28 protein-coding genes are annotated in these 24,721 nt (G+C 40.3%); 9 read left to right on the plus strand and 19 right to left on the minus strand.

From position 1 onward, the window contains the following. The 9 genes from ACSU6B_RS22735 to ACSU6B_RS22775 form a co-directional block, all read right to left on the minus strand. The coding region (locus tag ACSU6B_RS22735) for a pyrimidine-nucleoside phosphorylase (RefSeq protein WP_410888551.1) at positions 1–1,294 on the minus strand (1,294 nt) is incomplete at its 3' end. 76 nt (positions 1,295–1,370) lie between these two features. Then, a complete protein-coding gene (locus ACSU6B_RS22740; protein WP_410888552.1) occupies positions 1,371–2,189 on the minus strand; it encodes a purine-nucleoside phosphorylase in 819 nt (272 codons plus the stop codon). A gap of 2 nt (positions 2,190–2,191) precedes the next feature. Next, entirely contained in the window at positions 2,192–3,388 is a 1,197-nt protein-coding gene (gene deoB, locus ACSU6B_RS22745) for a phosphopentomutase (RefSeq protein WP_410888553.1), read from the minus strand. 223 nt (positions 3,389–3,611) lie between these two features. Continuing rightward, positions 3,612–4,499, minus strand: a complete 888-nt coding sequence (gene xerD / locus ACSU6B_RS22750) for a site-specific tyrosine recombinase XerD (RefSeq protein WP_410888554.1) — start codon at positions 4,497–4,499, stop codon at positions 3,612–3,614. A 5-nt stretch (positions 4,500–4,504) separates the two neighbouring features. After that, a complete protein-coding gene (locus ACSU6B_RS22755; RefSeq protein ID WP_410888555.1) occupies positions 4,505–4,732 on the minus strand; it encodes a YqzK family protein in 228 nt (75 codons plus the stop codon). Positions 4,733–4,948: 216 nt separating this feature from the next. Further along, complete coding sequence (gene fur, locus ACSU6B_RS22760) at positions 4,949–5,419, minus strand: ferric iron uptake transcriptional regulator (RefSeq protein ID WP_410888556.1); 471 nt, start codon at positions 5,417–5,419, stop codon at positions 4,949–4,951. A 118-nt stretch (positions 5,420–5,537) separates the two neighbouring features. Next, positions 5,538–6,185, minus strand: a complete 648-nt coding sequence (spoIIM, locus tag ACSU6B_RS22765; RefSeq protein ID WP_410888557.1) for a stage II sporulation protein M — start codon at positions 6,183–6,185, stop codon at positions 5,538–5,540. Positions 6,186–6,313: 128 nt separating this feature from the next. Next, a complete protein-coding gene (locus ACSU6B_RS22770; protein ID WP_410888558.1) occupies positions 6,314–7,477 on the minus strand; it encodes an endonuclease Q family protein in 1,164 nt (387 codons plus the stop codon). Then, positions 7,474–8,028 carry an NUDIX hydrolase gene (locus tag ACSU6B_RS22775; protein WP_215018677.1) on the minus strand — a complete coding sequence of 185 codons (555 nt, stop codon included), beginning with the start codon at positions 8,026–8,028 and terminating at the stop codon, positions 7,474–7,476. The genes ACSU6B_RS22770 and ACSU6B_RS22775 overlap by 4 nt, the downstream gene beginning before the upstream one ends. Positions 8,029–8,099: 71 nt before the next feature. On the opposite strand from ACSU6B_RS22775, the gene mciZ reads away from it, so the two are divergent. Together mciZ and ACSU6B_RS22785 are read left to right on the plus strand one after the other, a co-directional pair. After that, positions 8,100–8,231 carry a Z-ring formation inhibitor MciZ gene (gene mciZ / locus ACSU6B_RS22780; RefSeq protein ID WP_088088870.1) on the plus strand — a complete coding sequence of 44 codons (132 nt, stop codon included), beginning with the start codon at positions 8,100–8,102 and terminating at the stop codon, positions 8,229–8,231. A 65-nt stretch (positions 8,232–8,296) separates the two neighbouring features. Beyond that, positions 8,297–9,208, plus strand: coding sequence for an aldo/keto reductase (locus tag ACSU6B_RS22785; RefSeq protein WP_410888559.1), 912 nt, complete (start codon positions 8,297–8,299; stop codon positions 9,206–9,208). A gap of 38 nt (positions 9,209–9,246) precedes the next feature. Here ACSU6B_RS22785 and ACSU6B_RS22790 read toward each other — a convergent pair whose 3' ends face one another. The 3 genes from ACSU6B_RS22790 to ACSU6B_RS22800 all read right to left on the minus strand — a co-directional run bounded on the left by ACSU6B_RS22790 (position 9,247) and on the right by ACSU6B_RS22800 (position 10,999). Further along, complete coding sequence (locus ACSU6B_RS22790) at positions 9,247–9,501, minus strand: YqkE family protein (protein ID WP_168244981.1); 255 nt, start codon at positions 9,499–9,501, stop codon at positions 9,247–9,249. A gap of 115 nt (positions 9,502–9,616) precedes the next feature. Beyond that, a complete protein-coding gene (locus ACSU6B_RS22795; RefSeq protein ID WP_410888560.1) occupies positions 9,617–10,285 on the minus strand; it encodes a 3-oxoacid CoA-transferase subunit B in 669 nt (222 codons plus the stop codon). 24 nt (positions 10,286–10,309) lie between these two features. After that, the gene (locus ACSU6B_RS22800) at positions 10,310–10,999 is read right to left on the minus strand and encodes a CoA transferase subunit A (protein ID WP_410888561.1); all 690 of its coding nucleotides are present in this window, start codon (positions 10,997–10,999) and stop codon (positions 10,310–10,312) included. A gap of 245 nt (positions 11,000–11,244) precedes the next feature. Here ACSU6B_RS22800 and ACSU6B_RS22805 point away from each other — a divergent pair, with 245 nt between their 5' ends. Together ACSU6B_RS22805 and ACSU6B_RS22810 are read left to right on the plus strand one after the other, a co-directional pair. Beyond that, positions 11,245–11,385: a hypothetical protein gene (locus tag ACSU6B_RS22805; RefSeq protein ID WP_168244984.1), complete on the plus strand. Its 141-nt coding sequence runs from the start codon at positions 11,245–11,247 to the stop codon at positions 11,383–11,385. A 133-nt stretch (positions 11,386–11,518) separates the two neighbouring features. Then, positions 11,519–12,439 (plus strand): alpha/beta hydrolase, encoded by a 921-nt coding sequence (locus ACSU6B_RS22810; protein ID WP_215005237.1) that lies wholly within the window; start codon positions 11,519–11,521, stop codon positions 12,437–12,439. 21 nt (positions 12,440–12,460) lie between these two features. On the opposite strand, the gene ACSU6B_RS22815 is transcribed toward ACSU6B_RS22810, so the two are convergent. From ACSU6B_RS22815 to ACSU6B_RS22825, 3 genes are all read right to left on the minus strand, one after another. Then, the gene (locus ACSU6B_RS22815) at positions 12,461–12,793 is read right to left on the minus strand and encodes an iron-sulfur cluster biosynthesis family protein (RefSeq protein WP_088088875.1); all 333 of its coding nucleotides are present in this window, start codon (positions 12,791–12,793) and stop codon (positions 12,461–12,463) included. A 77-nt stretch (positions 12,794–12,870) separates the two neighbouring features. Beyond that, positions 12,871–13,206, minus strand: a complete 336-nt coding sequence (locus ACSU6B_RS22820; RefSeq protein ID WP_410888562.1) for a YolD-like family protein — start codon at positions 13,204–13,206, stop codon at positions 12,871–12,873. Between the two features lie 84 nt (positions 13,207–13,290). Then, on the minus strand, positions 13,291–14,550 hold the full coding sequence (locus ACSU6B_RS22825; protein WP_410888563.1) for a DinB/UmuC family translesion DNA polymerase: 1,260 nt from the start codon (positions 14,548–14,550) through the stop codon (positions 13,291–13,293). Positions 14,551–14,708: 158 nt separating this feature from the next. Here ACSU6B_RS22825 and ACSU6B_RS22830 point away from each other — a divergent pair, with 158 nt between their 5' ends. Continuing rightward, complete coding sequence (locus ACSU6B_RS22830; protein ID WP_168244987.1) at positions 14,709–14,900, plus strand: YqzH family protein; 192 nt, start codon at positions 14,709–14,711, stop codon at positions 14,898–14,900. A gap of 225 nt (positions 14,901–15,125) precedes the next feature. On the opposite strand, the gene ACSU6B_RS22835 is transcribed toward ACSU6B_RS22830, so the two are convergent. Continuing rightward, a complete protein-coding gene (locus ACSU6B_RS22835) occupies positions 15,126–15,917 on the minus strand; it encodes an SDR family NAD(P)-dependent oxidoreductase (RefSeq protein ID WP_410888594.1) in 792 nt (263 codons plus the stop codon). Positions 15,918–15,956: 39 nt separating this feature from the next. After that, on the minus strand, positions 15,957–16,916 hold the full coding sequence (locus ACSU6B_RS22840) for an MBL fold metallo-hydrolase (RefSeq protein ID WP_215005131.1): 960 nt from the start codon (positions 16,914–16,916) through the stop codon (positions 15,957–15,959). A 483-nt stretch (positions 16,917–17,399) separates the two neighbouring features. On the opposite strand from ACSU6B_RS22840, the gene proC reads away from it, so the two are divergent. The 3 genes from proC to namA all read left to right on the plus strand — a co-directional run bounded on the left by proC (position 17,400) and on the right by namA (position 20,541). After that, the gene (proC, locus tag ACSU6B_RS22845; RefSeq protein WP_410888564.1) at positions 17,400–18,245 is read left to right on the plus strand and encodes a pyrroline-5-carboxylate reductase; all 846 of its coding nucleotides are present in this window, start codon (positions 17,400–17,402) and stop codon (positions 18,243–18,245) included. 59 nt (positions 18,246–18,304) lie between these two features. Then, positions 18,305–19,444, plus strand: a complete 1,140-nt coding sequence (locus ACSU6B_RS22850) for a glycosyltransferase (protein ID WP_410888565.1) — start codon at positions 18,305–18,307, stop codon at positions 19,442–19,444. Positions 19,445–19,524: 80 nt separating this feature from the next. Further along, a complete protein-coding gene (gene namA / locus ACSU6B_RS22855) occupies positions 19,525–20,541 on the plus strand; it encodes an NADPH dehydrogenase NamA (RefSeq protein ID WP_410888566.1) in 1,017 nt (338 codons plus the stop codon). 125 nt (positions 20,542–20,666) lie between these two features. Here namA and rnz read toward each other — a convergent pair whose 3' ends face one another. After that, positions 20,667–21,593, minus strand: coding sequence for a ribonuclease Z (rnz, locus tag ACSU6B_RS22860; protein WP_410888567.1), 927 nt, complete (start codon positions 21,591–21,593; stop codon positions 20,667–20,669). Between the two features lie 271 nt (positions 21,594–21,864). Here rnz and zwf point away from each other — a divergent pair, with 271 nt between their 5' ends. Continuing rightward, positions 21,865–23,334, plus strand: coding sequence for a glucose-6-phosphate dehydrogenase (gene zwf / locus ACSU6B_RS22865; protein WP_410888595.1), 1,470 nt, complete (start codon positions 21,865–21,867; stop codon positions 23,332–23,334). Between the two features lie 44 nt (positions 23,335–23,378). Here zwf and ACSU6B_RS22870 read toward each other — a convergent pair whose 3' ends face one another. Beyond that, a complete protein-coding gene (locus ACSU6B_RS22870; protein ID WP_410888568.1) occupies positions 23,379–24,656 on the minus strand; it encodes a DNA polymerase IV in 1,278 nt (425 codons plus the stop codon). Positions 24,657–24,721: the final 65 nt, after the last annotated feature.

Consider the following 24,721-nt stretch of genomic DNA (forward strand, 5'->3'; position numbering starts at 1 on the left):
TTTCTTCATGGACAAGGATTGGTGCGTTTATTTTTGTTGCTGAAATTTTAATATTATGATATAGCCTTGTTTTTACTTCTTCTACATTTTCGAAGTTACTGTAAATCGTTACTAATGACTCACCTTTTTTGACTTGGTCACCAATTTTCTTTCTTAAGACAAGGCCCACTGCTAAATCAATAACAGATTCCTTCGTTGCTCGTCCAGCTCCAAGGATCATCGCCGCTGTACCAACTTCATCTGCAACAATTTCGGATACATTGCCCTCTTCTTTGGCTTCAAGTTCAAAGGTATACTTTGCTTGAGGCATTTTTGAAGGGTCATCAACAATTGATGCATCCCCACCTTGTGAGCTTAAAAATACCTTTAATTTTTCAAGTGCTGATCCGTCCTTTATGACACCTTCAAGCAGGGTGCGTGCTTCTGCTAATGAACCAGCCTTTTCTGCTAAGTAAACCATGTGGCTGCCTAGGGTTAAACAAAGCTCTGTTAAGTCTTCAGGACCTTCCCCTTTTAAAGTATCAATTGCTTCTTTTACTTCAAGGGCGTTACCAATCGCAAAACCAAGTGGTTGACTCATGTCAGAAATAACAGCCATTGTTCTTCTGCCAACATTGTTCCCAATTCGCACCATTGCTTTTGCCAATTCCCGAGAATCATCAAGTGTCTTCATAAATGCACCCGCGCCGGTTTTGACATCAAGAACTATGGCATCTGCACCCGCTGCTATCTTTTTACTCATAATAGAACTTGCGATGAGTGGAATGCTATCAACAGTTGCTGTAACATCACGTAAAGCATAAAGTTTCTTATCTGCAGGAGTTAAATTTCCACTTTGACCAATGACAGCAATCTTATTTTTATTAACAAGGCCGATAAATTCTTCATTTTCAATTTCAACATGGAAGCCTTTTACTGCTTCTAATTTATCAATTGTTCCTCCGGTATGGCCTAAGCCGCGCCCCGACATTTTTGCCACAGGTACCCCAAGTGCAGCAACCAGCGGTCCAAGAACTAGGGTAGTTGTGTCGCCTACACCGCCAGTAGAATGTTTATCAACTTTAATTCCCTCAATTTGTGATAAATCAATTTGATCTCCTGATTCAACCATGGCCATAGTCAAATCGGCTCTTTCCTGTTCCGTCATCCCTTTGAAAAAGATAGCCATCGTTAAGGCGCTAACTTGGTAATCTGGAATCGAACCATCGGTATATCCTTTAATAATAAAATTTATTTCTTCAGTTGATAGTTCCTGTCCATCTCTTTTCTTCTCTATTAAGTCAACCATTCTCATTATAATCACCACTTTACGAAATTTTCCTATAACAGAATTTATATCACACCGCTAACAGGGCGCTTCCGCTTTGTTATTAAGCGATCGTTTTTACAATTTCTTTTATATATTGAAGAAAGTCAGCTTTCACTCTTTCTGTTGTTTCAATAACTTCATCATGGGTAAGTGGTTGATCAAGAATTCCTGCTGCCATGTTCGAAATACAAGAAATCCCAAGAACCTTCATACCACTGTGACGGGCAACGATTACTTCTGGTACAGTCGACATTCCGACGGCATCTCCGCCCAAAGTGCGCACCATTCGTATTTCAGCAGGCGTTTCATAAACAGGCCCAGGGTTTCCGAAATAGACGCCCTCTTTTACCTTGATATTTAAGCGGTCGGCAATTTCCCTTGCTACAGCACGTAATTCTTTCGTATATGCCTCAGACATATCAGGGAAGCGGACACCAAACTTGGAATCATTCGGTCCGATTAATGGATTTGTTCCCATATAATTAATGTGATCGGATATTATCATTAAATCCCCTGCAGAGAAGGTTTCATTCACTCCGCCCGCTGCATTGGTTACGATTAACATTTCAACTCCAAGTTCTTTCATGACGCGCACGGGAAAGGTTACTTTTTCCATACTATATCCTTCATAGAAATGGAACCTTCCTTGCATGGCAACAACCTCTACTCCACTTAAAAAACCAAACACTAATTGTCCAGCATGACCTTCAACAGTAGAAATTGGGAAGTCAGGTATCTGATTATATGGAATTTTTACAGGGTTCTCAATTTCATCCGCTAGGACACCGAGGCCAGATCCTAAAATAAGACCAATTCTGGGCGTATTCTCATATTTTTGTTTTAAAAATCCTGCAGCATTTTGAATTTTATCAGCATTCATTTTTATACCCCTTTTGAATTTAATTCGTTTAAAAAACTTTTTCCGAAGTTAGGTAGTTTCACATTGAAGTTTTCAGCAACAGTTGCCCCAAGGTCCGCAAAGGTCTCTCTGATTGGGAGCTCTTTCGCTTCGTTCATACGCTTTGAATAAACAAGTAATGGTACGTATTCACGAGTATGGTCAGTTCCTGGTGCAACAGGGTCATTTCCATGGTCTGCGGTAATCATTAATAGGTCGTCTTCTTTCATTTTTGCAAACACTTCTGGCAGGCGTGCATCATATTCTTCCAGTGCTTTTCCATAGCCTTCTGGGTCACGGCGGTGTCCGTATAATGCATCAAAGTCAACTAAATTTAAGAAACTAATACCTGTAAAATCCATATCCAATGTTTCTACTAGTTTATCCATTCCATCCATATTAGAAACTGTTCTAAGTGATTGAGTTACGCCTTCTCCATCATATATATCGGAAATTTTTCCGATTGCAATAACATCAAGACCAGCATCTTTTAATTCACTCATTACTGTACGGTCAAAAGGTTTTAATGCATAGTCATGACGGTTAGAAGTACGTTTAAAATTTCCAGGTTCCCCCAAGAAAGGTCTAGCAATGACACGGCCAACCATATACTTCTCATCAAGAGTCAATTCACGGGCGATTTTACAGATCTTATATTGCTCTTCAATTGGGATAATTTCTTCATGGGCAGCAATCTGAAGGACAGAATCCGCAGAAGTATAGACGATCAATGCTCCTGTTTTCATATGCTCTTCGCCCAACTCAACGAGGATTTCAGTTCCGCTAGCGGGCTTATTGCCAATAATTTTTCTGCCTGTGCGTTTTTCTAACTCTGAAAGAAGCTCATCCGGAAAACCCTCTGGGAATACACGAAAAGGGGTTTGAATATTCAGGCCCATAATTTCCCAGTGACCTGTCATGGTATCTTTTCCGTTAGAGGCCTCCATCATTTTTGTATAATATGCTAATGGTTTTTCTGCTTTTTCAATTCCTTTAATTTCACGGATATTGCTTAAACCCAACTTGCCCATATTTGGCATGTTCAGACCATTCATTCTTTCCGCTATATGACCAAAAGTATCTGCACCCTTGTCACCAAACTTTTCCGCATCCGGGGCTTCGCCAATACCTACCGAGTCCATTACGATAATAAAAATACGTTTATATGTATTTGCAGCCATTCAATTCTTCCTCCTTTTTCCGTAGAAAACGTTTGCAAATATTAACATTACACAAGAATAAGTTGCCCTTTTTAGTTTAGTATTATTAAATCTAATCCAAATCTATTCGTCAGAAGTCTGACATCTCTATTGTACTAAATGTTTTAAAAATTACAAGGAAAAAGCCACCGAATTTCAGGCAGCTTTTTGACAATTATATGATTTTTATAGAACTTTCATTCTATTAAGCTCGAGGATGAAATTTACTATAGACATCTTTTAACTTTGTTTTTGAAACATGTGTATATATTTGTGTGGTTGAGATATCTGCATGACCTAACATTTCTTGGACTGCTCGTAAATCAGCACCATTTTCTAACAAATGCGTTGCAAAAGAATGGCGAATGGTATGTGGTGTTAGTTCTTTATCTATTCCGGCTTCTCTAGCAAGCTTTTTCAATATTTTCCAAAACCCTTGGCGTGTTAGCTGCTTCCCTTGATGGTTTAGAAACAAAGCATGATCTTGTTGCTTTGCGGATGTAAACCGAGGTCTTCCATCTTCCAGGTAATGTTTTATGGCATCCGCTGCAGCACGTCCAATGGGAATAATTCGTTCTTTATTCCCGTTACAACGAACAAACCCCATCGTTAACTGAATATTATCAATCTCAAGACCTATTAGTTCACTAACACGGATACCTGTAGCATAAAGCAGTTCAAGCATCGCCTTGTCCCTTATTCCAAAATGATCTTGTGTATTAGGTGTGTCCAGCAGGATTTCTACTTCTTGTAAACTCAATACATTGGGCAGTGATCTTTCAAGTCTAGGTGTTTCTATTTGAACAGATGGGTCTTGATCTGTTGCCTTGGCCCTTAATAAAAATTGATGAAATGCACGGACAGAGGCGATGTGCCGTGCCAATGTTTTCGAGGATTTCCCCTGTTCTTTTAGAAATCTTAAAAAGTGGACAATATGTACACGTTGTACATCATTTAAAGAATGGACGGATTCGACATTTATCAAATAATGAAGATAGCTTTTTAAATCTCGCTCATACGCCATAATTGTGTTTTGGGCTGAACCTTTTTCAACGATTAAATAATCCATAAAATCCTTTAATTGCTCGTCCATCGTATTTACTCCCCATTTAAATAAAACAACATCAGCCGATCTAACAAGGAAGAATCCTCCTCATACACTGCGTTCGAAACTTTTAGCGCAGCTCCTTCCGGTTCATCATAGCGATGATAATTTTGATATTCTTCATTCACAAACATGATACCATAATAGAAAAGAATCGTGCACCCTGTGAATATGATAAAGACCTTTAAGGTTTTTAATGCTGCTTTTAAAAATAAGATCATCCCGCTTCCCCCAATTTCCAATCATCTAGTAAAATGTATGCCAAAATAGATAAATTTTATACCTAGTCATTGGTAATATAGGGGAAGTTCTTTTTTAATCTGTTAAACTTGGATGTTGATTTCCGTTCCAATCAACATGGCTCTAAAATCAACAATGACCTTTTACATAGCATTTTACTAAAAAGAAAAAAGCCCTTTTCAAGGAGCTTTCATTGGTTAATCAGCTTTTTCTTCCTCTTTATCTTTATCTTTATCCTGGCATCGGTAACAGATCCCATGAAAAGTGAGGCGATGATCTTTTATTTTAAAATTCCATTTGCGTTCCACAATTGCTTCTACATCTTCAAGTAAATCCTCTTGAATTTCATCAACGGCACCACATTCAATACAAACAAGATGATGATGAAAATGGGCTGCACCTTCCTGGCGAAGGTCATAGCGAGAAACCCCATCCCCAAAATTTATTTTATCAACAATTTTTAATTCCGTTAATAATTCCAACGTCCGATAAACAGTTGCTAAACCAATTTCAGGCGATTTTTCTTTCACGAGGAGGTATACATCTTCCGCACTTAAATGATCCTCTTCATTTTCCAATAAAACTCGAACGGTTGCCTCACGCTGAGGTGTTAGTTTATAGCTTGCTGAATGCAACTGTTTCTTAATTCTTTCAATTCTAGTTTCCATCCTGCAGTCCCTCCCTCGCCACTGTTAATTCTCATTATAACAGATGACAATTGAGAATCAAAATAAAATTATTATAAACTACAATAAACAATATTCTATATTAAGTATTATATAATAATTACTTTAAAATTGTTGAACTAATGATGGTTTTCATTAACCAAGGCGAAAGATAGGCCTCTATCCCAGATGCTGCAGCTATAAATATTACCGCTACAATCAAGGTTAAAATATAACTTTTAAAAAAAGGAAGGATTGGCTGGGCATATTTTTTCATAAACTGCTTTTTGATCATTCGAAGTGAGAAAATCACTGATAATGCTGCCATCATTATGAATACAGGAATAATAATCAGATTCTGAGGCAAAATCGAAACAAAGGCGAGCATAAAGCCCTGCCAGCCCATTTGACTGACTAGAAAACCCACGGTAAACCCAACTACCATTCCTTTAATAAATAATAGAATAAGTATCACTGGAAGACCGATGATTGAAATTCCTAGTATCCACATGAGCCCAATAAACTTACTATTATGGAAAAGGCTTTGCATGAATAAATCATTGTCTTCTGCTTCTTTTCCGCTCGAGACTTGACCAAAAAATTGTGATAAATAGTAGAATAAATCTTCCTTCTGAGTAATGCTCATACTGTTTACAACAATTGCCCCAAAGATTACTCCCATTAAAAATAAGACAACAATAAACAAAAAAATTGAGGAATGCTCACGGAAATAACTAGCGGCATCGGACTGGTACAATCGTTTTTTCATTTGCGTATCCTCCTACTATTCTCAGTTCAGTTTATACATTGTATGCCAGTCTAGTATATCTATTCCCACATTTTAATAGATTACATAATAAAACCCGATAGCTTTATGCTACCGGGGTTCATCTTTTATTAGTCTGAAATTTTTCCGTATTTCCCACCGCCGCCGGCAGCTAGATTTACTTTACCTGCTCTTGCTTTTAGGATAAGGTCAGCGATCCTTTCCGGGACAACCTCTTTCAATCCTTCATAGGGTACATCATGCAAAATCGCCATTTCACTCCCAAAATGATCAACCAGCTTCTCAAGTAAGCGGGGTCCTAAGCCGGGGATAAATTCCAGCGGGACTTGATGGATATAGGGCGGACGGTCTTCTGGACCTTGTTCAGCCGTTTTCAGTTCAAGGATTCTGTCAGCTACACCTTTAACAATTTTCTTATTTCCACATTGCGTACATATTTGATCCCCATCAGCAGCAGGATGATGGCATGCTGCACAAACTGTTTTATGGTATTTACCGAGCAATGGATCAAGACCATAATTTGCGATAATTTTACGTCCATCTTCCTTCTTTAATGCTTTCTGCAACTCTAAAAATGTTGGTTCCTTCATGGCAATGACTTGGTATTCACGGGCTATTTTTGCAAGCGAATGGGCATCAGAATTCGTAACAAATGTATAGTCATGTAATTCCTTTATTTGATCCGCCATAGTCGTATCAGAACTTAATCCAAGCTCAATTGCGTCAATCAATTCCGGGTCCAATACCTCAGTAAGTGACTGATTGACTCCTTTTCCATACAAACTTTTAAAAGGCGTGAAAACATGAGCAGGAATGAAGATTCCACCTAACTCTTTTACCTTCTTTTGTAAAACAAGACCCGTGGCATAGATCCGTTGTGAGCTCAGTTGAATATTTTTCAAGTGACCTGACAGCCACGAGGAGAACTCTCTCATGATGGAAAGACTTGGAAAAAACATAAGCAGGTGGATTGGTCCGTTAGATTGTTCGTCATAAATCTCCAATTCAGAACCGGGAATAACCGTTAAATCACCAAACACTAACCCACCGTCCGGATGTTCCACTACATCTCCACTTTGGATAAGACTTTCCATTTCAAGGATGACTTCAGGCGAATGGCTATCGATGATCCCAACCATATTAAGTCCCTTTTCGTGTCGTGCATGCTCAATGATATTCGTAAACGTTAGAGACTTGGCACCGGTGATTTTTACCGGCTTCCCTGTCCAGGTACGTCCAATGTGTATATGTAAATCTACATAGTAGCGATTCATTTATTTTTCAACGCCTCTTGCAATTGTAAATATTGAACAGCAAAAATCGTTTTGGCATCATATATTTTTTGTTCTTTTACATATTGAGCTGCTTCTTCCAGAGTTAATTCCTCTAGATTAACAAACTCGTCCTCATCAAGTGCTGCTGCATTTTCTTTTTTGCTTAGTCCTGTCGCAACATAGACATGAACGATTTCATCGGCAAATCCTGGCGAGGTGTAAAAAGAAGTAAGCCATTCAAGGCTCTCGCACTCATAGCCTGTCTCTTCCTCCAGTTCACGGCGAGCACAAAGCTCAGGCTCTTCCCCTTTTTCCAGCTTTCCAGCGGGAATTTCAACAATGGTTCGTTCCAGTGCTTTCCGATATTGTTCAACCATTACTACTTTCTTGTTGTCGGTAATGGCTAAAATAGCGACAGCCCCGGGATGTTTAATGATCTCCCGTTTCGATTGTTTCCCGTTCGGAAGCTCTACATCCTGTAAATGAAGACTGATTACTTTTCCTGAGAAAATTTCTTCACTATGAAGTGTTTTTTCTTCGAGATTGCTCATATGGGTCACTCCTGTTCTATTCCTTTAATCTGCTCATACATTTTACCATACTTTATTTGGAGGGGGATGGAATGAAGGTGTACGTTCATGATAAAGGAATCATTCTTGTTGGAAAAGGATGGGAAATACTTCAGAAACTAAAAGAATACAACAAAGATTATTTCACCGTTTCCGAATGGATTGAAAAGGTGAATCAAAAATAAAGTCTTTCGATTGTAGTCTGTCCTTTTCTTTTATAAAATTGTAGAAAAAAGGACGGGGTGAGTTTTTGAAAAAGAGAAGACTAGGAAATTCGGATTTGTATGTATCGGAACTAGGACTTGGTTGTATGTCGATTGGAAACGAGGAGAAAACCGCTAGAAAGATTATTGAAGCCTCACTTGAGGAAGGGATCAATTATTTTGATACGGCTGATTTATATGATTTTGGTGAAAATGAAAAAATAGTTGGAACAGCATTGAAGGAAGTCCGTGAAAATGTCATTATTGCAACAAAGGTTGGGAATCGCTGGAGTCAAGATCAGAAGGGATGGTCATGGGATCCCTCGAAGTCCTATATAAAGGAAGAAGTCAAACAAAGTCTTAACCGGCTGGGTACCGACTATATCGATCTTTATCAGCTGCACGGCGGGACCATCAATGATCCAATTGAGGAAACAATAGAAGCGTTCGAAGAATTAAAAGCAGAAGGCTATATTCGCTACTATGGCATTTCCTCTATTCGCCCAAATGTAATACGGGAATATGTTAACAAGTCTAGTATCGTATCTGTGATGATGCAATACAGTATCTTAGACCGCCGCCCTGAGGAAGAAGCCTTGCCACTACTTCAGGAACATGGGCTTAGCGTTGTGACCCGCGGACCGCTCGCAAAAGGTCTTTTAAGTGATAAAATGATTGAGAAGGTAACTGAGAAGGGGTATCAAGACTACAGCTTAACCGAGTTGAATGACGTCTTGCCGTTGTTAAAGGAAAAGGTAGCAGCCACACGCTCTTTTACAGAGATAGCCCTTCAGTATAATCTGGCCCATCCTGTTGTAGCCTCTGTTGTTGCCGGGGCCAGTAGTCCTGAACAAATTAGGAGTAATGCGAAAGCAGTCAGAAGTCAGCCGCTTTCTGAGGAGGAAGTTTTAGTAATTAGAGAGTTAACGAAGGCTGGCATTTATAAAGAACATCGTTAAAAGGAGAGCGTTCGTACGCCCTCCTTTTTATATTATTTTTATTTAAACTCCTTCCAGTTCATGCCGCTCTCATTTAATAGTTCTGCAAAAGATTTGTTTTTTTCTTTTAATCGTCTTTCTTCTCTCTTTCTTAGCTCTTCGTCTTCTTTTCTTTTTTCTTCTGCTGCTTTAAGCTGTTCTTGTTGTTCTTTTAGTTGCTTGAATAAATTAGGGTTGATCATATCGCCAAGCGTTACCGCTGAATCATCTTTTTTGGGTTTCGATTGATTTTTTTGTTTAGATTGCTTTTTCATTCAGAACGCCTCCATCATCAAAATTTCATTTATATTATACCATGTCACCAAGCATCGCCCATATAAAAAAGCAGGCTATGCTTAATCATATTCAGCCTGCTCTTACTTGTTATTTTTAATAAGCTTCAAGTAACACGTTTTCGTCCACAAACAATGTGGCTTCAGTAGAATTGACAACATCCTCAATCGTATACCCTTTAGCAACTTCTACAAGCCTCAGCCCTGATTCTTTTACATCCATAACAGCGCGCTCAGTGATAATTCGGTTGACTACCCCTTTACCCGTTAAAGGAAGCGTGCACTGTTTCAATATTTTGGATTCACCCTTTTTATTCACATGCTCCATAATAACAATTATTTTTTGGGCACCATGAACGAGATCCATCGCGCCACCCATTCCTTTTATCATCTTTCCAGGGATCATCCAGTTAGCTAAGTCACCGGTTTCAGATACTTCCATTCCACCGAGTATCGCTAAGTTGATATGCCCGCCGCGAATCATCGCAAACGATTCGGCGCTATCGAAATAGGCTGCACCACTAATTGCCGTAACGGTCTCTTTACCGGCATTGATTAAATCGGGGTCCACATCATCAGCATCTGGGTAGGGTCCGATGCCAAGAAGACCATTTTCAGACTGCAAGACAACCTGTTTATTTGCTGACATAAAATTAGCAACAAGGGTTGGCATACCTATGCCTAGATTTACATAAAATCCGTTTTCTATTTCCTTCTCAGCCCTTATCGCAATTCTCTCTCTAACGGAGACAATTTCATTCACCATTACGTTCTCTCCCTTCTCCCAACACTATTTTCTCACTGTCAATCTCTCAATTCGTTTTTCCTGTGTTCCTTCGATAATTGTTTGTACATAGATACTAGGGGTATGAATAAAATTAGCATCTAACTCGCCAATTTCACAAAGTGCTTCCACTTCAGCAATCGTTACTTTTCCAGCAGCTGCAATCATCGGATTGAAGTTTCGCGCTGTTTTGTGGTAAACGAGATTTCCCATTTTGTCGCCCTTCCATGCCCTAACAAGACTAAAGTCGGCAGTTAGCGCCTCTTCCAAAAGGTATTCTCTCCCGTTAAAAACCTTCGTTTCCTTCCCTTCAGCAATCGGTGTTCCAACTCCGGCTGGTGTATAAAATGCTGGGATTCCGGCCCCGCCTGCCCTGATTTTTTCAGCCAATGTACCTTGTGGCGTTAATTCTACTTCGAGTTCTCCAGTTAAAACCTGTCTCTCAAACTCTTTATTTTCACCAACATAGGATCCAATCATTTTTTTGATTTGTTTATTATTTAATAGAAGTCCTAAACCCCACTCATCTATCCCGCAGTTATTTGAAATAACTGTTAAATCCTTTACGCCTTTTTCTGCCAATGCAAGTATCAGGTTTTCCGGTATGCCGCACAAACCAAACCCACCAACCATTAATGTAGCCCCATCATGAATTCCGGCAACTGCATCCTGGAAAGATGTACATATTTTTTTCATCCTGATTTCTCCCCCTAATCCCCATTTTCCCTTTACTATTTCTAGTAAAAATACAGAAAATCCTCTTATTTTGTCAAAATTTCCATTATTCCCGCTTTTTTGAAATTACACCACTACAATGAAAATATGATTATCAGAGGGGGAAAATGAATGTCAAACTGTCTAAATTAAATTTTTCATGAATAATCAGTCTTCGACTAATGCATCTTATTAATTGAGACTAGCTTGAAGGGGGACAGATTATTTTGAGCCAAAAACGTGATAAAGGTTCCAGTCAAAAAGGAAAAAACTATGCTGACACAGCAGGTGGAGGCAAGCGGGTGATTGCCGCTGAAGAAATCGAAAAAGCCATCCATCCTACCAAAAGACAAAACGCAGAGCAGTAAATCATTCTGTAAACTCGGAAACCGCTTATTGGTGTCAGCGGTTTTCTTTGTGTTAAAATTAAAACGGCTAATTTATGGGCGCTTGGTACTTATTTTACATATGTTATATTAATTCCTACGGGAGGTGCCAATGGTGAGGAAGGCATTTCGAACTTTGTTTGTTTTGTTGTTTTTCTGGTTATCTCTTGGTTTGTATTTTACAAACCGTCTCATGTATATGAAAAAAAAGGATGAGGAATTAATTTTAAGGCGCGAAAAAGAAGCTGGCCGGTATAATCCCGATGAATTTGATTCTCTCCCAAAACGGGAGGTTGATATTTCTTCGCCTTTTGGATACACAATTAAAGCCCAGCTCGTGGAACCGCACCAGACCAATCGTTATATCATTATTTCTCATGGTGTGACCGAAACGAAAATTAATTCCATTAAATATGCAAATATGTTCTTAGAGCGTGGGTTTAATACGTTAATTTATGACCATCGTCGTCACGGGGAATCTGGCGGTAAAACAACTAGTTTTGGTCATTATGAAAAATTTGATTTGAAGACAGTCGTCGATTGGCTCAAAAAAGAAAAAGGACCTCAACTTGAACTAGGGATTCACGGCGAATCGATGGGCGCAGCTACCATGCTGTTATATGCTGGACTCCTTGAGGATGGGGCAGATTTTTATATTGCCGATTGCCCGTTTTCTGATTTTAAGGAGCAGTTGGCTTATTTGATTAAAAAGGATTTCAAGCTCATCCCTGGTCTTTTGCTACCGCTTGGGGATGCCCTTTTACGCCTTCGGGACAAATATTCGATCCGAAATGTTTCCCCGATTTCGGTTATTGAAAATATCAAACATCCGATTTTGTTTATTCACAGCCAAAAGGATGACTTTATCCTTCCTACCATGACAAAGGATTTATTTGAGCATAAAAAGGGTCCTAAAATGCTTTTTTTAGCGGCTAACGGCCGCCATGCCCAGTCCTTTAATGAAAACCGGGCTGATTACGAACGGGTGATTGATGAATTTTTACAAAAATATGTTGATCATCCATTGCCAAACTAAAAACAGACTATCCATTATGGATCAGTCTGTTTTTTCTTTAATTATAAGGCTCATACGGCCATTTAGGATTTGTTGCGGACTCTTTAGTTGAAAGCAATTGCACGCTTTAGAAAAGTCAATTTTCATTTGCTCATCGAAAAAGACCATTTTTGATTTTTCTGCATAAACCGTCCGGTCATTTGTTTCAATAGCTATGTCATCATTATCTAATTCTGGTATAAACCACAAAGCCACTACCCCGTTTACGGCACAGCCACAGCCGTCTGTATCGTATTTTAGCTTTAAGTAGCCTTCTCGACCGTCAATTCGCTCATTTATTTTGTTAGCTGCCTCTGCAGTAATAGTTATCTCCAAGTTTATTGCCCCTCTCATTTAGCATATGGTGATTGTACCACATGTTACGAGAGGTTGATTCATCTTTGCTCATAGATTTAGATCTCCGTCATCCGAATGTCAGCAATAGCATCCATCGGAATCCGGTGCACCTCATCAAAGCAATCTATCACATGAAGCCTTTGCGTCAGTTCATCCCAGTAATGGATTTTGCCAATCACGATTTCATAGTTCCGATTCCGGTAATGGGTAATCGTCACGTACTGATTATATTCAATCGCTTCGGACAAGATCCCGTTCATGAGCTCCAGATGCTGTTCATCCATTTCTCGTTTCTGTTCGTACCGATCTTCTTTCACCCAATCCCTGAGCAATTTCACATGCTCAGGAAGCATCATCGACGTCCATTTGATCCTTCCACGGTCGCGAATCATCCGCCTCTCCTTCTTTCTCAGTATTCAGTCTTAATTATTTGACTACTGTCTAGCTTTAACGCCGCTAAACGGGCGCTTCTACATTTATCTTTTATGTCCACCAACAAGTGTAGCCCGATGCTTAGCCGTTCCAGCAGCTGTATAGGAAACCGCACGCAACAAGGAACCTGAACCAAAGCGTCTGCGAACCGTATCCACCACATAGCCGAGCTCTCGCCTCTTATAGGCACCCATGTCGAACAGATCAAGCTGCAGCTCACGGTCATCAACAATATTGCTGATGGCAATCGAGATCTGCCGTACCGTCTTTCCAGTGTAATGCTCATGAAATAATTCCAGACACACACGGTACAGTTCCATCGTCACATTCGTTGGCTGGCCGATGCTTCTAGAGCGATGAAAACCGCCGCCAAATTCATCCTGGCTGTAGCCGACTCCGAGACTTATCGTTCTCCCTGCTTTTCGATGCGTCCTTGCCCGCCTTGCTACTTCCTCACACATTTCTAAAATGACCGTCTTAATTTCCGCTTCCTCTTTATAGTCCCTTAACAGAATTTGACTTTTTCCAAAGCTGATTTGTCCTTGGATAAGCGGTGCACCCAAATCAGAAAGGTCAACTCCCCAGGCATGATGATAAAGCTGGTTTCCCATGATACCAAATTTCTTTTCTAGCTTTTCTAAATCATAACGGGCTAGCTGACCGACAGTGAAAATCCCCATCCCATTTAATGTTTTTTCGACACGTCTGCCGATCCCCCACATTTCCCTGAGCGGTGACACATTCCAAAGCTTTGTCTGAACATCTTCATATGTCCACTCGGCCACTCCGCTTTTCTTGGCATCAAGATCAAGACATAGCTTTGCCAGTAACATGTTAGGGCCAATTCCAACGGCACACGGCAGTTGAAACTCCCGCTCAATATCATCCTTTATTTTTTTGGCAATCGTGTGGGCATCCCCCCACAAATGAATGGCACCATCCACTTTAATAAAACTTTCATCGACGCTATAGACATGAATCGCTTCTTTTGGAACATAGCGGTTAAAGACACGAGAAATTTCGGTAGCAATCCGCAAATACGTTGCCATTTTTGGCTCAACAATTTGAATCCTGGGGTCTTGTGGAATCTCAAACATCCGGGAACCCGTTTTGATGCCAAATTCTTTTTTCATACGCGGCGAAGCAGCAAGGACAATACTTCCCTGCCGCTCTTTTTGACCAACCACCGCTAAATAACACTCCATAGGGTCAAGGCCCCACATAACAGCTGAACAGCTGGCATAAAAGCTCTTCATGTCCACACATAAAATTTTATTTTGCGGCAGTGCGCTGTAGTCCACCATGGCATTCCCTCACAATCAGAATATCGAACATTCGTTCCTTTTTATTATATTCATTATCATAAGCGAATATGCGTTCGTATTCAATGGAAATTTTTGAACACCGTTCTTTTATGGAAGTCGAGGAAAACATAGTATAATGGATAGTGAGGTGCATGTTTATGGATAAAAAATTGGTGGCAAAGATGATCAAAAATTGTTTTAAACAGTATTATGAGACGGGGACAATGCCTATTGGAGACAACGATTTGGAGAAGCTAAGCAAACAGATCCTTCAAACGAAAGCAGAGGAACCAACTGCAGATTTATACGAGATTGTGAATGATACGGTATACGAGTATTTAGCAGAGTGAAAAGAAAAGCGTAAGCGCCCTGTTCAGAGGCGTATGGCCTGGAGCGCTCCAACTGAGATAAAGGAAACACGAAGAGCCGAAGGCGCATTCGTGCTTGACTTATCGTAGGGCGGAGAGCGAAGGACACTAGCCGCTAGGGTGCTGGAGCTGGACAATTTTCAAAGTCGAAACAGGATGACAGCAAAACAAAAAGCCTCTAAAAATGAGGCCTAATTTACTTATAAACTATTTCTGATTAAAAGCACGTCTGCCAATCCGCTCAAACAGCCGTGGGAAGAGGACGTACACAACGCTCCCCATGTTCATCCAGCGCGGTAAATTAATCTCCCTTGTTTTCGACAGCATGCTGTCAACGACCTTCTGAGCGACGTACTCAGGCTTGAGCATAAATCTCTGCACATTTTTAACATACGTGCCTTTTTCATCGGCTATATTAAAAAAATTAGTGGCAATTGGCCCAGGGTTCACTGAAGTCACTTTTACATTATAATCGGAAAGCTCCATCCGCAGTGAGTTTGTGTATCCAAGTACGGCATGCTTTGAAGCAGAATAGACACTTGATTTGGGCGTGGCAATCTTACCAGCCTGCGAAGCAATATTGATAATATGACCAAAACGCCGTTCCCGCATTTTCGGCAGCACCATGCTTGTGCAGGCCATAAGCCCGACGACATTGACATCAAACATTCCCTTGATTTCGTCCAATGTCGCCAAATGAGCTTCACGGAAAATTCCAAAGCCGGCATTATTGACAAGGATATCAATCTCTCCGATTTTATCGAAAATCCGTTGAAAAACCTCCTGCACCTGAGCTGTATCCGAGACATCCAGCTTGAAAACATCCACTTTTACTTGATACTTTTGCTGTAGTTCCGTTTGCAGCTGCTCGAGTTTACCAATGCTTCTTGCAAGCAGAACAAGATTGGCACCGCTTGCCGCACATAGCTTGGCGATTTCCGCTCCGATTCCTCCGGAGGCACCCGTAATCACGATATTTTTACCTTTTAAATGTTCCATAACCATTTCTACACCTCATCTGAGTTGACCCAATGCATATTACTTAGCTTGATAAAGCACGGGCTTAGTATTCTTACTAATAATCTCCCCGATAGATGATAAATAGTCAAGTTGTGCGACGGTTTCCGAAAGGGTCAGCATCAGTTCGCGCTGATAAACAGATGGAAACAGGCGTTTACAGATTTCAAAAACGGTGAGCTGCTCTTCTTTTAACCAGCTATGAACCGTCATTGCCCGCTCGTGTTGGCGTATCAATCGTTTTTCAATCAACTCTGCTAACTGGTAGACTTCCTCGCCGTGACCAGTGTAGACACATTGGACCGGATACAATAGCAGCTTCTTCATGGAGTCATTATGTTGCAGCAGTGGCTTCGCTCTTTCTGTTTCACCTGGGGCAGGCGGCTCGAGCAATGGATTTGGCGAAATGTGTGCTAAGATTAAATCTCCACCAATCAAAATTCCATCCTTTTCCCGGAAAAGCGCAATTTGACTTTGGGCATGACCCGGTGTTTCAATGACCTGCCACTCACTTAGCCCAGGAGGTCTCATTCCCTCAACAAGATGTCCAGTTAGTGATCGGTTACATGAATATTTCAATGTTTTTCTTAACTTAGAAAGTAACGAAAAATATTCCTCGGGCAGCCCGAATTCTAGAAAATGCACACGGAAGAATTCCTCTTGTTCTTGAAAAAAGGCTTCTGTCTGGTGAATCCATCGTTCATTCAAATAATGACCATATACTTCTAACGAATCCGGAAAAAAATCTAGCATTCCAACATGATCGGGGTGATGATGTGTTAGAATCACCTGCTCAATATCAGCAGGACTTAAGCCTAAATCCCCCATTTGCTCCTTAAGTGACATCCAGGACTGTTCCGTTTTTACGCCCGCGTCTACAAGCGTTAATCGCTCGCCTTTAATCAAATAGACATTGACATCTCCGACCGCAAAAGGAGTCGGCACCGTAATTTTCGCTATTCCGTCTTTCCATTTTGTCATTACTAAATCCCCTTAACATTATTGTCGAATAAAGAACCCAACGATATAGATATGAACATTATGTGACATTTATTGTATATACTAAAGTGTAGCGACTTTTTAACCAATTGTCATTATTTCTGCATAATTTTTTAGAAAAAATAAAAAATTCAATAAACTTATCTATTGACAGATGGGTTGTTTATCTTGCATAATCTAGTAAAATTTAATTCGTTAAAGCGATGAATAAGGCCAGTAAATGAGAAATGGCGAAAGAGAGTGAAGTTCGACGGCTGAAAGACTTCACCGCCCTCTTAATCATTGAACCTACCTTAGGAGCACTTAGGAAAACCTAACGCATTTCCGGCGTTATCGGAGTCGAGTGAACCCTTCTTGCAATTTAAGCAAGGGTAAATGAAGGTGGTACCACGGAAGCTAGACCTTTCGTCCTTTACGGATGAGGGGTCTTTTTGTTTTCTTAAGAATCGAAATGGAGGAATATTAATGGAAAAAATAGCAATTATTGGTGCAGGTTCGATGGCTGAGGCATTCATTTCAGGAATTCTTGAAAATGGGCTAATTAATAAAAAAAATATCTGGATTACAAACAATTCTAATCAAGAAAGATTAACTAATTTAGAAACTCGTTATGGAATTCGAACGACTTATAATTTGAATGAACTGTTTGATCAAGCGGACATTGTGATGTTAGCAATGAAACCAAAGGATGTCGCGACAGCCGTCCAATCCATTCGGGAACACTTAACGGAACAAATGCTCGTCGTCTCAGTCTTAGCTGGTGTTTCCATGATGACAATTGAAACATTGGCAAAATTACCACTTGCGATTGTAAGGTCGATGCCAAACACTTCGGCTGCTGTTGGAAAATCGGCCACCGCTGTTGCCGTGAATCAACGTGTTACCGAGCAGCAGTTAGAAACAACCAAGAACTTGTTTGGAACAGTTGGCTTGGCTTCTTTTGTAGAAGAAGAGCAGTTAGATGCCGTTACGGGGCTATCAGGAAGTGGGCCAGCCTATATTTATTATCTTATCGAAGCCATGGAAAAAAGTGCAGTAGAAGTAGGACTAGACAAAAAAATGGCCAGTGAACTGATTGTTCAAACACTACTTGGGGCAGCAGAGATGGTGAAAAAATCAAGCAAATCATCTACTCAACTGCGTATGGAAGTAACAAGCCCTGGCGGAACAACAGAAGCTGGCATTAGAGTTCTTGAAGGACACGGCGTCCAGCAAGCATTTATTTCATGTATTAAAGCAGCAACTGCGCAATCCAAAAAAATGGGGGAAGAATTAAGTTCTAGGCTTCAGACTGCAGACCAAACTTCCTAAATTGGACTTTTGCCTAGTTTACATTACACTAGTGAAAAAAGGCTAGGGAAGTGTCGTGGATGCTAACGATCTTATTTTCTTTAGGTATGCTAGTCTGGACTATTTTTCTTTTAGACGGACTGATTGGTTTACGAAAAATAGATCCGCTGGAAAAAGAAGCAGGCATGGAGCTTGGACCGCTATTATCTGTAGTAGTTGCCGCTCGTAATGAGGAAAAACAAATCGAAGCAAGTATCCTTAGTCAGCTGGAGCAAACCTACAAAAATGTAGAATGGATACTTGTCAATGATCGGTCAACTGACATGACTGGAACCATTATGGAAGAATTAACAAAAATAGACCCGCGCCTAAAAGTCATCCATGTTGATCAATTCCCTGAGGGCTGGCTTGGGAAGAATAACGCTTTGTACACGGGCGCACTTCAAGCTTCAGGGAAATGGCTATTGTTTACCGATGCTGACGTAAAATTTGAAAAACAAGCCTTCGCAAAAGCGCTCCACTATTTTGAAAGACACAAGCTTGACCATCTAACCGCTGCACCAAACTTAAGCGCTAACCGATTTTGGTTAAAATCATTTGTTGCCTTTTTCCTGTTTGGTTTTTCTTATTTTAAACGTCCTTGGTTGGCAAATAACCCAAAATCAAAAATCGGAACAGGGATTGGTGCGTTTATTCTTGTTTTAAAAAAATCTTATGAATCGTTTGGAACACATGAGAAGATAAAAATGCGGCCGGACGATGACCTGCAACTTGGGATGAAAATGAAAAAAGCAGGCTACCGACAAAGAATTGTGACTGCACTTCATCTAATCGAAGTGGAATGGTATGGAAGTTTAAAAGAAGCATTAGTTGGACTAGAGAAAAATACATTTGCCGGATTGCACTATCGTATCAGCATGGTGATCTTTGCAATCCTCGGGGTTTTTATCACCAACGTTCTGCCTTTTGTGATGATTTTTTCAGGGAATACAACAGTTGCTCTATTAAGCTTTGGAAATATTGTTCTTTGCGGAATTCTTTATGTGGTTGTCATAAAAAAATTAACCTTATTCTCCCCTATGATGTTTTTGGTCTTTCCAATCACTGCCTTACTGTTTATTTATTCGATTATTCGGGCGAGCCTTCTTACCTTTAAGCGCGGCGGTATTGTTTGGAGAGGAACCACCTATCGGTTAAGTGAACTGCGAGAAAAAGATTAGAAGCTTGATTTTTTCATTAAAAAGATCCTTTTGCTATACTAGAAAAGGATAATTCAGATTGAATTCAGGAGGCTTCTGAAATGGCAGTAAAACTATTTTCACCCTATACAATAAAGGGTGTTACACTTAAAAATCGAATAGTGATGTCACCGATGTGCATGTATTCCAGTCATGAAGATGGCCATGTTCAAAACTGGCATCGAACCCACTACACAAGCAGGGCGGTCGGTCAGGTTGGTCTAATTATTGTTGAAGCAACATCAGTAACACCTCAAGGCAGGATATCCCCTAGAGATTTAGGAATCTGGAGCGATGAGCATATAGAGGGCTTTTCTGAGCTTGTTGGTCTTATGAAGGAGCATGGGGCCAAGACTGGGATTCAACTCGCTCATGCCGGCAGAAAAGCCGTATTAGAAGGTGAAATTCTTGCCCCTTCTGCACTTGCTTTTAAAGAAAACATGAAAACACCAAAGGAAATGTCCAAAACGGATATTGAAGAAACAGTAGAAGCATTTAAAAAAGGCGCGGAGCGTGCAGCAAAAGCCGGTTTCGATGTGATTGAAATCCATGGTGCTCATGGGTATCTTATCAATGAATTCCTTTCACCACTTTCCAATAAAAGAACCGATGAATACGGCGGTTCGGCTGAAAACCGCTACCGAATCCTCCGAGAAGTGATTGATGCAGTGAAAACCGTTTGGGAAGGTCAATTATTTGTGAGAGTATCTGCTCATGATTACCACGCAGAAGGATTAACCGCTGAAGATTACATAACGTTCGCCCAATGGATGAAAGAACAAGGTGTTGATTTAATTGATGTTAGCTCAGGTGCCGTTGTACCTGCCCATATTCACGTTTATCCTGGATATCAAGTGAAATTCTCAGAGACCATAAAGACTGGCGCCGATATCTCAACAGGTGCGGTGGGATTAATCACTTCCGGGATCCAGGGCGAGGAAATTTTACAAAATGACAGAGCTGATTTAGTCTTCCTAGCTCGTGAATTACTTCGCGACCCATATTGGGCCCGGACAGCAGCAAAAGAATTAGGGGTTCCAATTGAGGGACCTAAACAATACGAGCGCGGCTGGTTATAAATCAAAAAGAGGGTGTCTTCTAAATGGACATCCTCTTCTTATGTCTATCATCAGCAGGCAATTTATTTTATTTGCGAAAAACCCGGTTTTATTTGCGAATCAAAAAAATTAGCGAATGTCCCTATTTAATTTCGAAGAGGAATATTTATTTCTTTAAAATCCTCAGCTATATCTGTATTTGGAAAAACTTCCTTTGCCTCATCCACCAATTCCCGCCAAGCATTTCGATCATAACGGGAGCTTATATGGGTTAGACATAGTTGCTTACAACCGGCCTTCTTAGCAACTTCTGCTGCCTGATGTGTGGTTGAATGAAAATAGTCGTGGGCAAGCTTTTCTTCATCCGCTGAAAAAGTCGCTTCATGCACCAAAAGATCTGCATTTTCAGCCAATGAAATCGCATTTTCGCAGTACCTTGTGTCCCCTAGAACCGTGACAATTCTCCCCTTCTGTTCAGGACCTAGAAACTTACTCGGATCAATTGTCCTGCCGTCTTCAAGGGTAACTGTTTCACCATTTTTAATTTGTCTAAAAATGGGCCCTGGCTGTACTCCCGCTTCCTTTAGCTTATCAGCAAGTAATGTTCCAGGCCGATTCTTTTCGACAATTCGATACCCATATGAAGGGATGCCATGATCTAACCTGAGGGCTTCCACTGTAAACTGCTCATCTTCAAAAAGAATCCCCTCGTCAATTTGAATAACAGTTAACGGGTATTTCAAATAGGTCTGGCTTAATGAAAGGCTGACATGAATATAGTCCTTAATCCCTTTTGGTCCATAAACCGTTACCTCGGATTCTCCGCCTTGAAAAGAGCGGCTTGATAATAATCCAGGCAGACCATAGATATGATCACCATGAAGGTGAGTAATAAAGATTTTTTCAATTCTACGAGGTTTTAACGATGTATGTAAAATTTGATGCTGGGTCGCCTCACCGGCATCAAATAACCAAACGGCCCCCCGCTCTTCTAACAATTTCAGTGCAATTGACGTCACATTGCGGAGTTTTGCCGGCATCCCCGCCCCTGTTCCTAAGAAAAATATATCCACTAATAATAGCTCCTCTCAATCCGTTCCTTTTATCCAATATTGTTAATATAGCACAAAAAGAAATCAATTTCTCCCTAGGGGACCTTTAATTAATAAGTGAATAGCACGGACTATTATGTGAAAAATAATTGAGACTTGAATGTTTTATTTTTGCGAAGTCTAACGGAATGCTATAAAATCAAGAAATGTGATATTTGTTGATTTTACAATTTACATAAATAGAAAAGAGGTTTTTATTTTGACGCAAACTGGAAACGTGACTTCATTAATTATGATTTTTGGTGCGACTGGTGATTTAGCAAAACGGAAGTTGTTTCCTTCCCTTTACCGGTTATTTGAGAAAGGCAAATTAAATAAATTTGCGGTTATTGGGGTGGCCAGAAGGTCCCTTTCTAACGATGAGTTTCAACATTCCGTTAAAGACTCCGTATTATCTGCATTAGGAAACAAAGACAAGATTGATGAATTTATCTCCCATTTTTACTATCAATCACATGATGTCGCTGATTCCAATTCATATGCAATATTAAAAAATTTAGCAGATGAGATTGATGGAAATTATCATTTAGAAGGGAATCGCATTTTTTATCTCGCCATGGCTCCAGAATTTTTCGGAACCATCGCCTTGCATTTAAAATCAGATAAACTGACGGACGTAAAAGGCTACAAACGACTTGTGATTGAGAAGCCATTCGGACATGACTTAGCCTCTGCAATCGAGCTTAATAAACAAATCAGAAGTGCGTTTAAGGAAAAAGAAGTTTATCGTATCGACCACTATTTAGGCAAAGAAATGGTCCGGAACATCGAAGTAATACGTTTCGCCAATGCTATTTTTGAACCGCTTTGGAATAACCGCTATATCTCAAATATTCAAATCACCTCAAGTGAAATACTCGGTGTCGAAGAGCGCGGCCGTTATTATGAAACAAGCGGGGCCCTTAGAGATATGCTTCAAAACCATATGATGCAAATGGTGGCCTTGCTTGCGATGGAACCACCTATTAACCTTACAACCGACGAAATCCGTTCCGAAAAGGTTCGTGTATTTCGAGCACTTCGAACCGTTGAGGGCGAACAAGTAAATAATTATTTTGTTCGCGGACAATACGGTGAGGGCACGGTTGAGGATGTGCAGGTTCCTGCCTATCGTGATGAACCAATGGTGGACAAAGAATCGAATACAGAAACCTTTGTCGCAGGGAAAATTATGATCGATAATTTCCGCTGGGCTGGTGTTCCTTTTTACATCCGTACTGGGAAAAGAATGTCGACAAAATCAACAAAAATTGTCGTTCAATTTAAAGATATTCCAATGAATTTATATTACCAAACTGACAAAATGTTAAATCCGAACCTCCTTGTGATTCATATTCAACCAGAGGAGGGAATTACCCTGCACCTAAACGCCAAGAAAGCGGGCGGACATTTGGATGCGCAAGAAGTAAAACTTAGCTTTGCCAATACTGGAATCCATGCGATGAACACTCCTGAAGGCTATGAAAAACTTCTTTTGGATTGTATGCGAGGGGATGCTACAAATTTCACGCATTGGGATGAAGTCGCTTATTCCTGGAGCTTTGTTGATAAAATTTCGGCGGTTTGGGAAAACACGAAGGCTGATTACTTCCCCAATTATCAGTCAGGGACAATGGGGCCCAAAAAGGTGGATGAACTCTTAGAAAAAGACGGCTACTTCTGGTGGCCTGTAACAGGTCTAGACGTCGATATTTGTAAGTAAATAATCAAAAGCACCACTTTGTTATAACAGCAAAGTGGTGCTTTTTAGTCTAGATCATTATTTTTATTAGGAAAGGTCCGCAGAAAATCTTTATTAAAGCTTGTTCCAGTCCCGATATTGTGAGAACCATCCATTTGGTGCGACCCCGCATTTTCAATGATACTTTTCCCGTACTTTTCACGAAGACTAGATAAGGTATTAAGTAACGGCTCTTTTTTCGCATCCTTTTCATAGGAAAATAAATCTAACTGTTTATAGGCATGATCATGATCCACTAAATCATTGCCTGTGATCCCTAACAATCGAATAGCATTTCCATTCCAAGCTTTTAGAAAAATCTGCTGCGCAAAGGAAGAAATGTCATCTTTATGACTGATGGGGTTGGGAAGCTTTTTACTTCTGGTAATTGTCTTCCGATCCTTATAGCGAATTGTAATTCCAAGAGTTCCGGCAAGGACATTCTTTCTCTTCAGCCTGATAGAGACCGTTTCCGCTAATGATGTTAACACACGAAAAAGTTCATGCTGATTACTAACATCCTTAGGCAGTGTTGTTGAATTGCCGATACTCTTAAATTCTTCAATCGATTCCGGGTCAACAAGGCGATGATCAATCCCATTGGCTCTTTCTTTTAATCGAAGGCCATTAATGCCTAGAAGCGTTTTAAGTTGAATCTCATTGCCTTTTGCTAATTCACCAATGGTGTGAATCCCAATTGTCTGTAACTTTTCCGCTGTCTTCTTCCCGACACCATGCATTTCGTTCGTGTTCAAGGGCCAAAGAACGTTTGGTATATCACGCTTACGAAGAATCGTAATTCCCATTGGCTTTTTCATATCTGAAGCCGTTTTTGCTAAAAATTTATTTGGAGCTATACCTATGCTGCAAGGTATATCTAGTTGTTCCAGAATCCTTTTTTGAATGCTTTCAGCGATTTCTATCGGGCTGCCGTATTCAAAGCTTTCCGTTATATCTAGGTATCCCTCGTCAATCGAAACGGGCTCTACAAGCTCTGTATAGTGCCTGAGAATTTCAAACATACCAATGGAAACGGCCCGATAACGCTCAAAATTAGGTTTCATGACGATTAACTGCGGACAAAGTTTTCTCGCTTCCCAAAGCGGCATCGTCGTTTTCACACCAAATTTTCTTGCATCGTAATTGCAGGTTACAATGATCCCTCTGCGCTCCTCGACATTTCCAGCAATTGCGAGCGGTTTACCCTTCAGTTTGGGATCATAGGCCATTTCAACCGACGCATAAAAGCTATTCATATCAACATGTAAAATGACTTTCCCGTTTTTCGGATACATTTCCTTCATGCTGGCACTTCCTTACCAAATTTTCTTCCCTAATTATATCAAAAAGGAGAACCATCAGTTAGGTT

The organism is Neobacillus sp. C211, assembly GCF_051842875.1.
Classification (GTDB): domain Bacteria; phylum Bacillota; class Bacilli; order Bacillales; family Cytobacillaceae; genus Neobacillus.

Coding starts and splice junctions, on each gene's coding strand:
- ACSU6B_RS22740 (WP_410888552.1), bottom strand. CDS start 2,189: ATGAATGCTGATAAAATTCAAAATGCTGCAGGATTTTTAAAACAAAAA.
- deoB (WP_410888553.1), bottom strand. CDS start 3,388: ATGGCTGCAAATACATATAAACGTATTTTTATTATCGTAATGGACTCG.
- xerD (WP_410888554.1), bottom strand. CDS start 4,499: ATGGACGAGCAATTAAAGGATTTTATGGATTATTTAATCGTTGAAAAA.
- ACSU6B_RS22755 (WP_410888555.1), bottom strand. CDS start 4,732: ATGATCTTATTTTTAAAAGCAGCATTAAAAACCTTAAAGGTCTTTATC.
- fur (WP_410888556.1), bottom strand. CDS start 5,419: ATGGAAACTAGAATTGAAAGAATTAAGAAACAGTTGCATTCAGCAAGC.
- spoIIM (WP_410888557.1), bottom strand. CDS start 6,185: ATGAAAAAACGATTGTACCAGTCCGATGCCGCTAGTTATTTCCGTGAG.
- ACSU6B_RS22770 (WP_410888558.1), bottom strand. CDS start 7,477: ATGAATCGCTACTATGTAGATTTACATATACACATTGGACGTACCTGG.
- ACSU6B_RS22775 (WP_215018677.1), bottom strand. CDS start 8,028: ATGAGCAATCTCGAAGAAAAAACACTTCATAGTGAAGAAATTTTCTCA.
- mciZ (WP_088088870.1), top strand. CDS start 8,100: ATGAAGGTGTACGTTCATGATAAAGGAATCATTCTTGTTGGAAAAGGA.
- ACSU6B_RS22790 (WP_168244981.1), bottom strand. CDS start 9,501: ATGAAAAAGCAATCTAAACAAAAAAATCAATCGAAACCCAAAAAAGAT.
- ACSU6B_RS22795 (WP_410888560.1), bottom strand. CDS start 10,285: ATGGTGAATGAAATTGTCTCCGTTAGAGAGAGAATTGCGATAAGGGCT.
- ACSU6B_RS22800 (WP_410888561.1), bottom strand. CDS start 10,999: ATGAAAAAAATATGTACATCTTTCCAGGATGCAGTTGCCGGAATTCAT.
- ACSU6B_RS22820 (WP_410888562.1), bottom strand. CDS start 13,206: ATGATTCGCGACCGTGGAAGGATCAAATGGACGTCGATGATGCTTCCT.
- ACSU6B_RS22825 (WP_410888563.1), bottom strand. CDS start 14,550: ATGGTGGACTACAGCGCACTGCCGCAAAATAAAATTTTATGTGTGGAC.
- ACSU6B_RS22830 (WP_168244987.1), top strand. CDS start 14,709: ATGGATAAAAAATTGGTGGCAAAGATGATCAAAAATTGTTTTAAACAG.
- ACSU6B_RS22835 (WP_410888594.1), bottom strand. CDS start 15,917: ATGGAACATTTAAAAGGTAAAAATATCGTGATTACGGGTGCCTCCGGA.
- ACSU6B_RS22840 (WP_215005131.1), bottom strand. CDS start 16,916: ATGACAAAATGGAAAGACGGAATAGCGAAAATTACGGTGCCGACTCCT.
- proC (WP_410888564.1), top strand. CDS start 17,400: ATGGAAAAAATAGCAATTATTGGTGCAGGTTCGATGGCTGAGGCATTC.
- ACSU6B_RS22850 (WP_410888565.1), top strand. CDS start 18,305: ATGCTAACGATCTTATTTTCTTTAGGTATGCTAGTCTGGACTATTTTT.
- namA (WP_410888566.1), top strand. CDS start 19,525: ATGGCAGTAAAACTATTTTCACCCTATACAATAAAGGGTGTTACACTT.
- zwf (WP_410888595.1), top strand. CDS start 21,865: ATGATTTTTGGTGCGACTGGTGATTTAGCAAAACGGAAGTTGTTTCCT.
- ACSU6B_RS22870 (WP_410888568.1), bottom strand. CDS start 24,656: ATGAAGGAAATGTATCCGAAAAACGGGAAAGTCATTTTACATGTTGAT.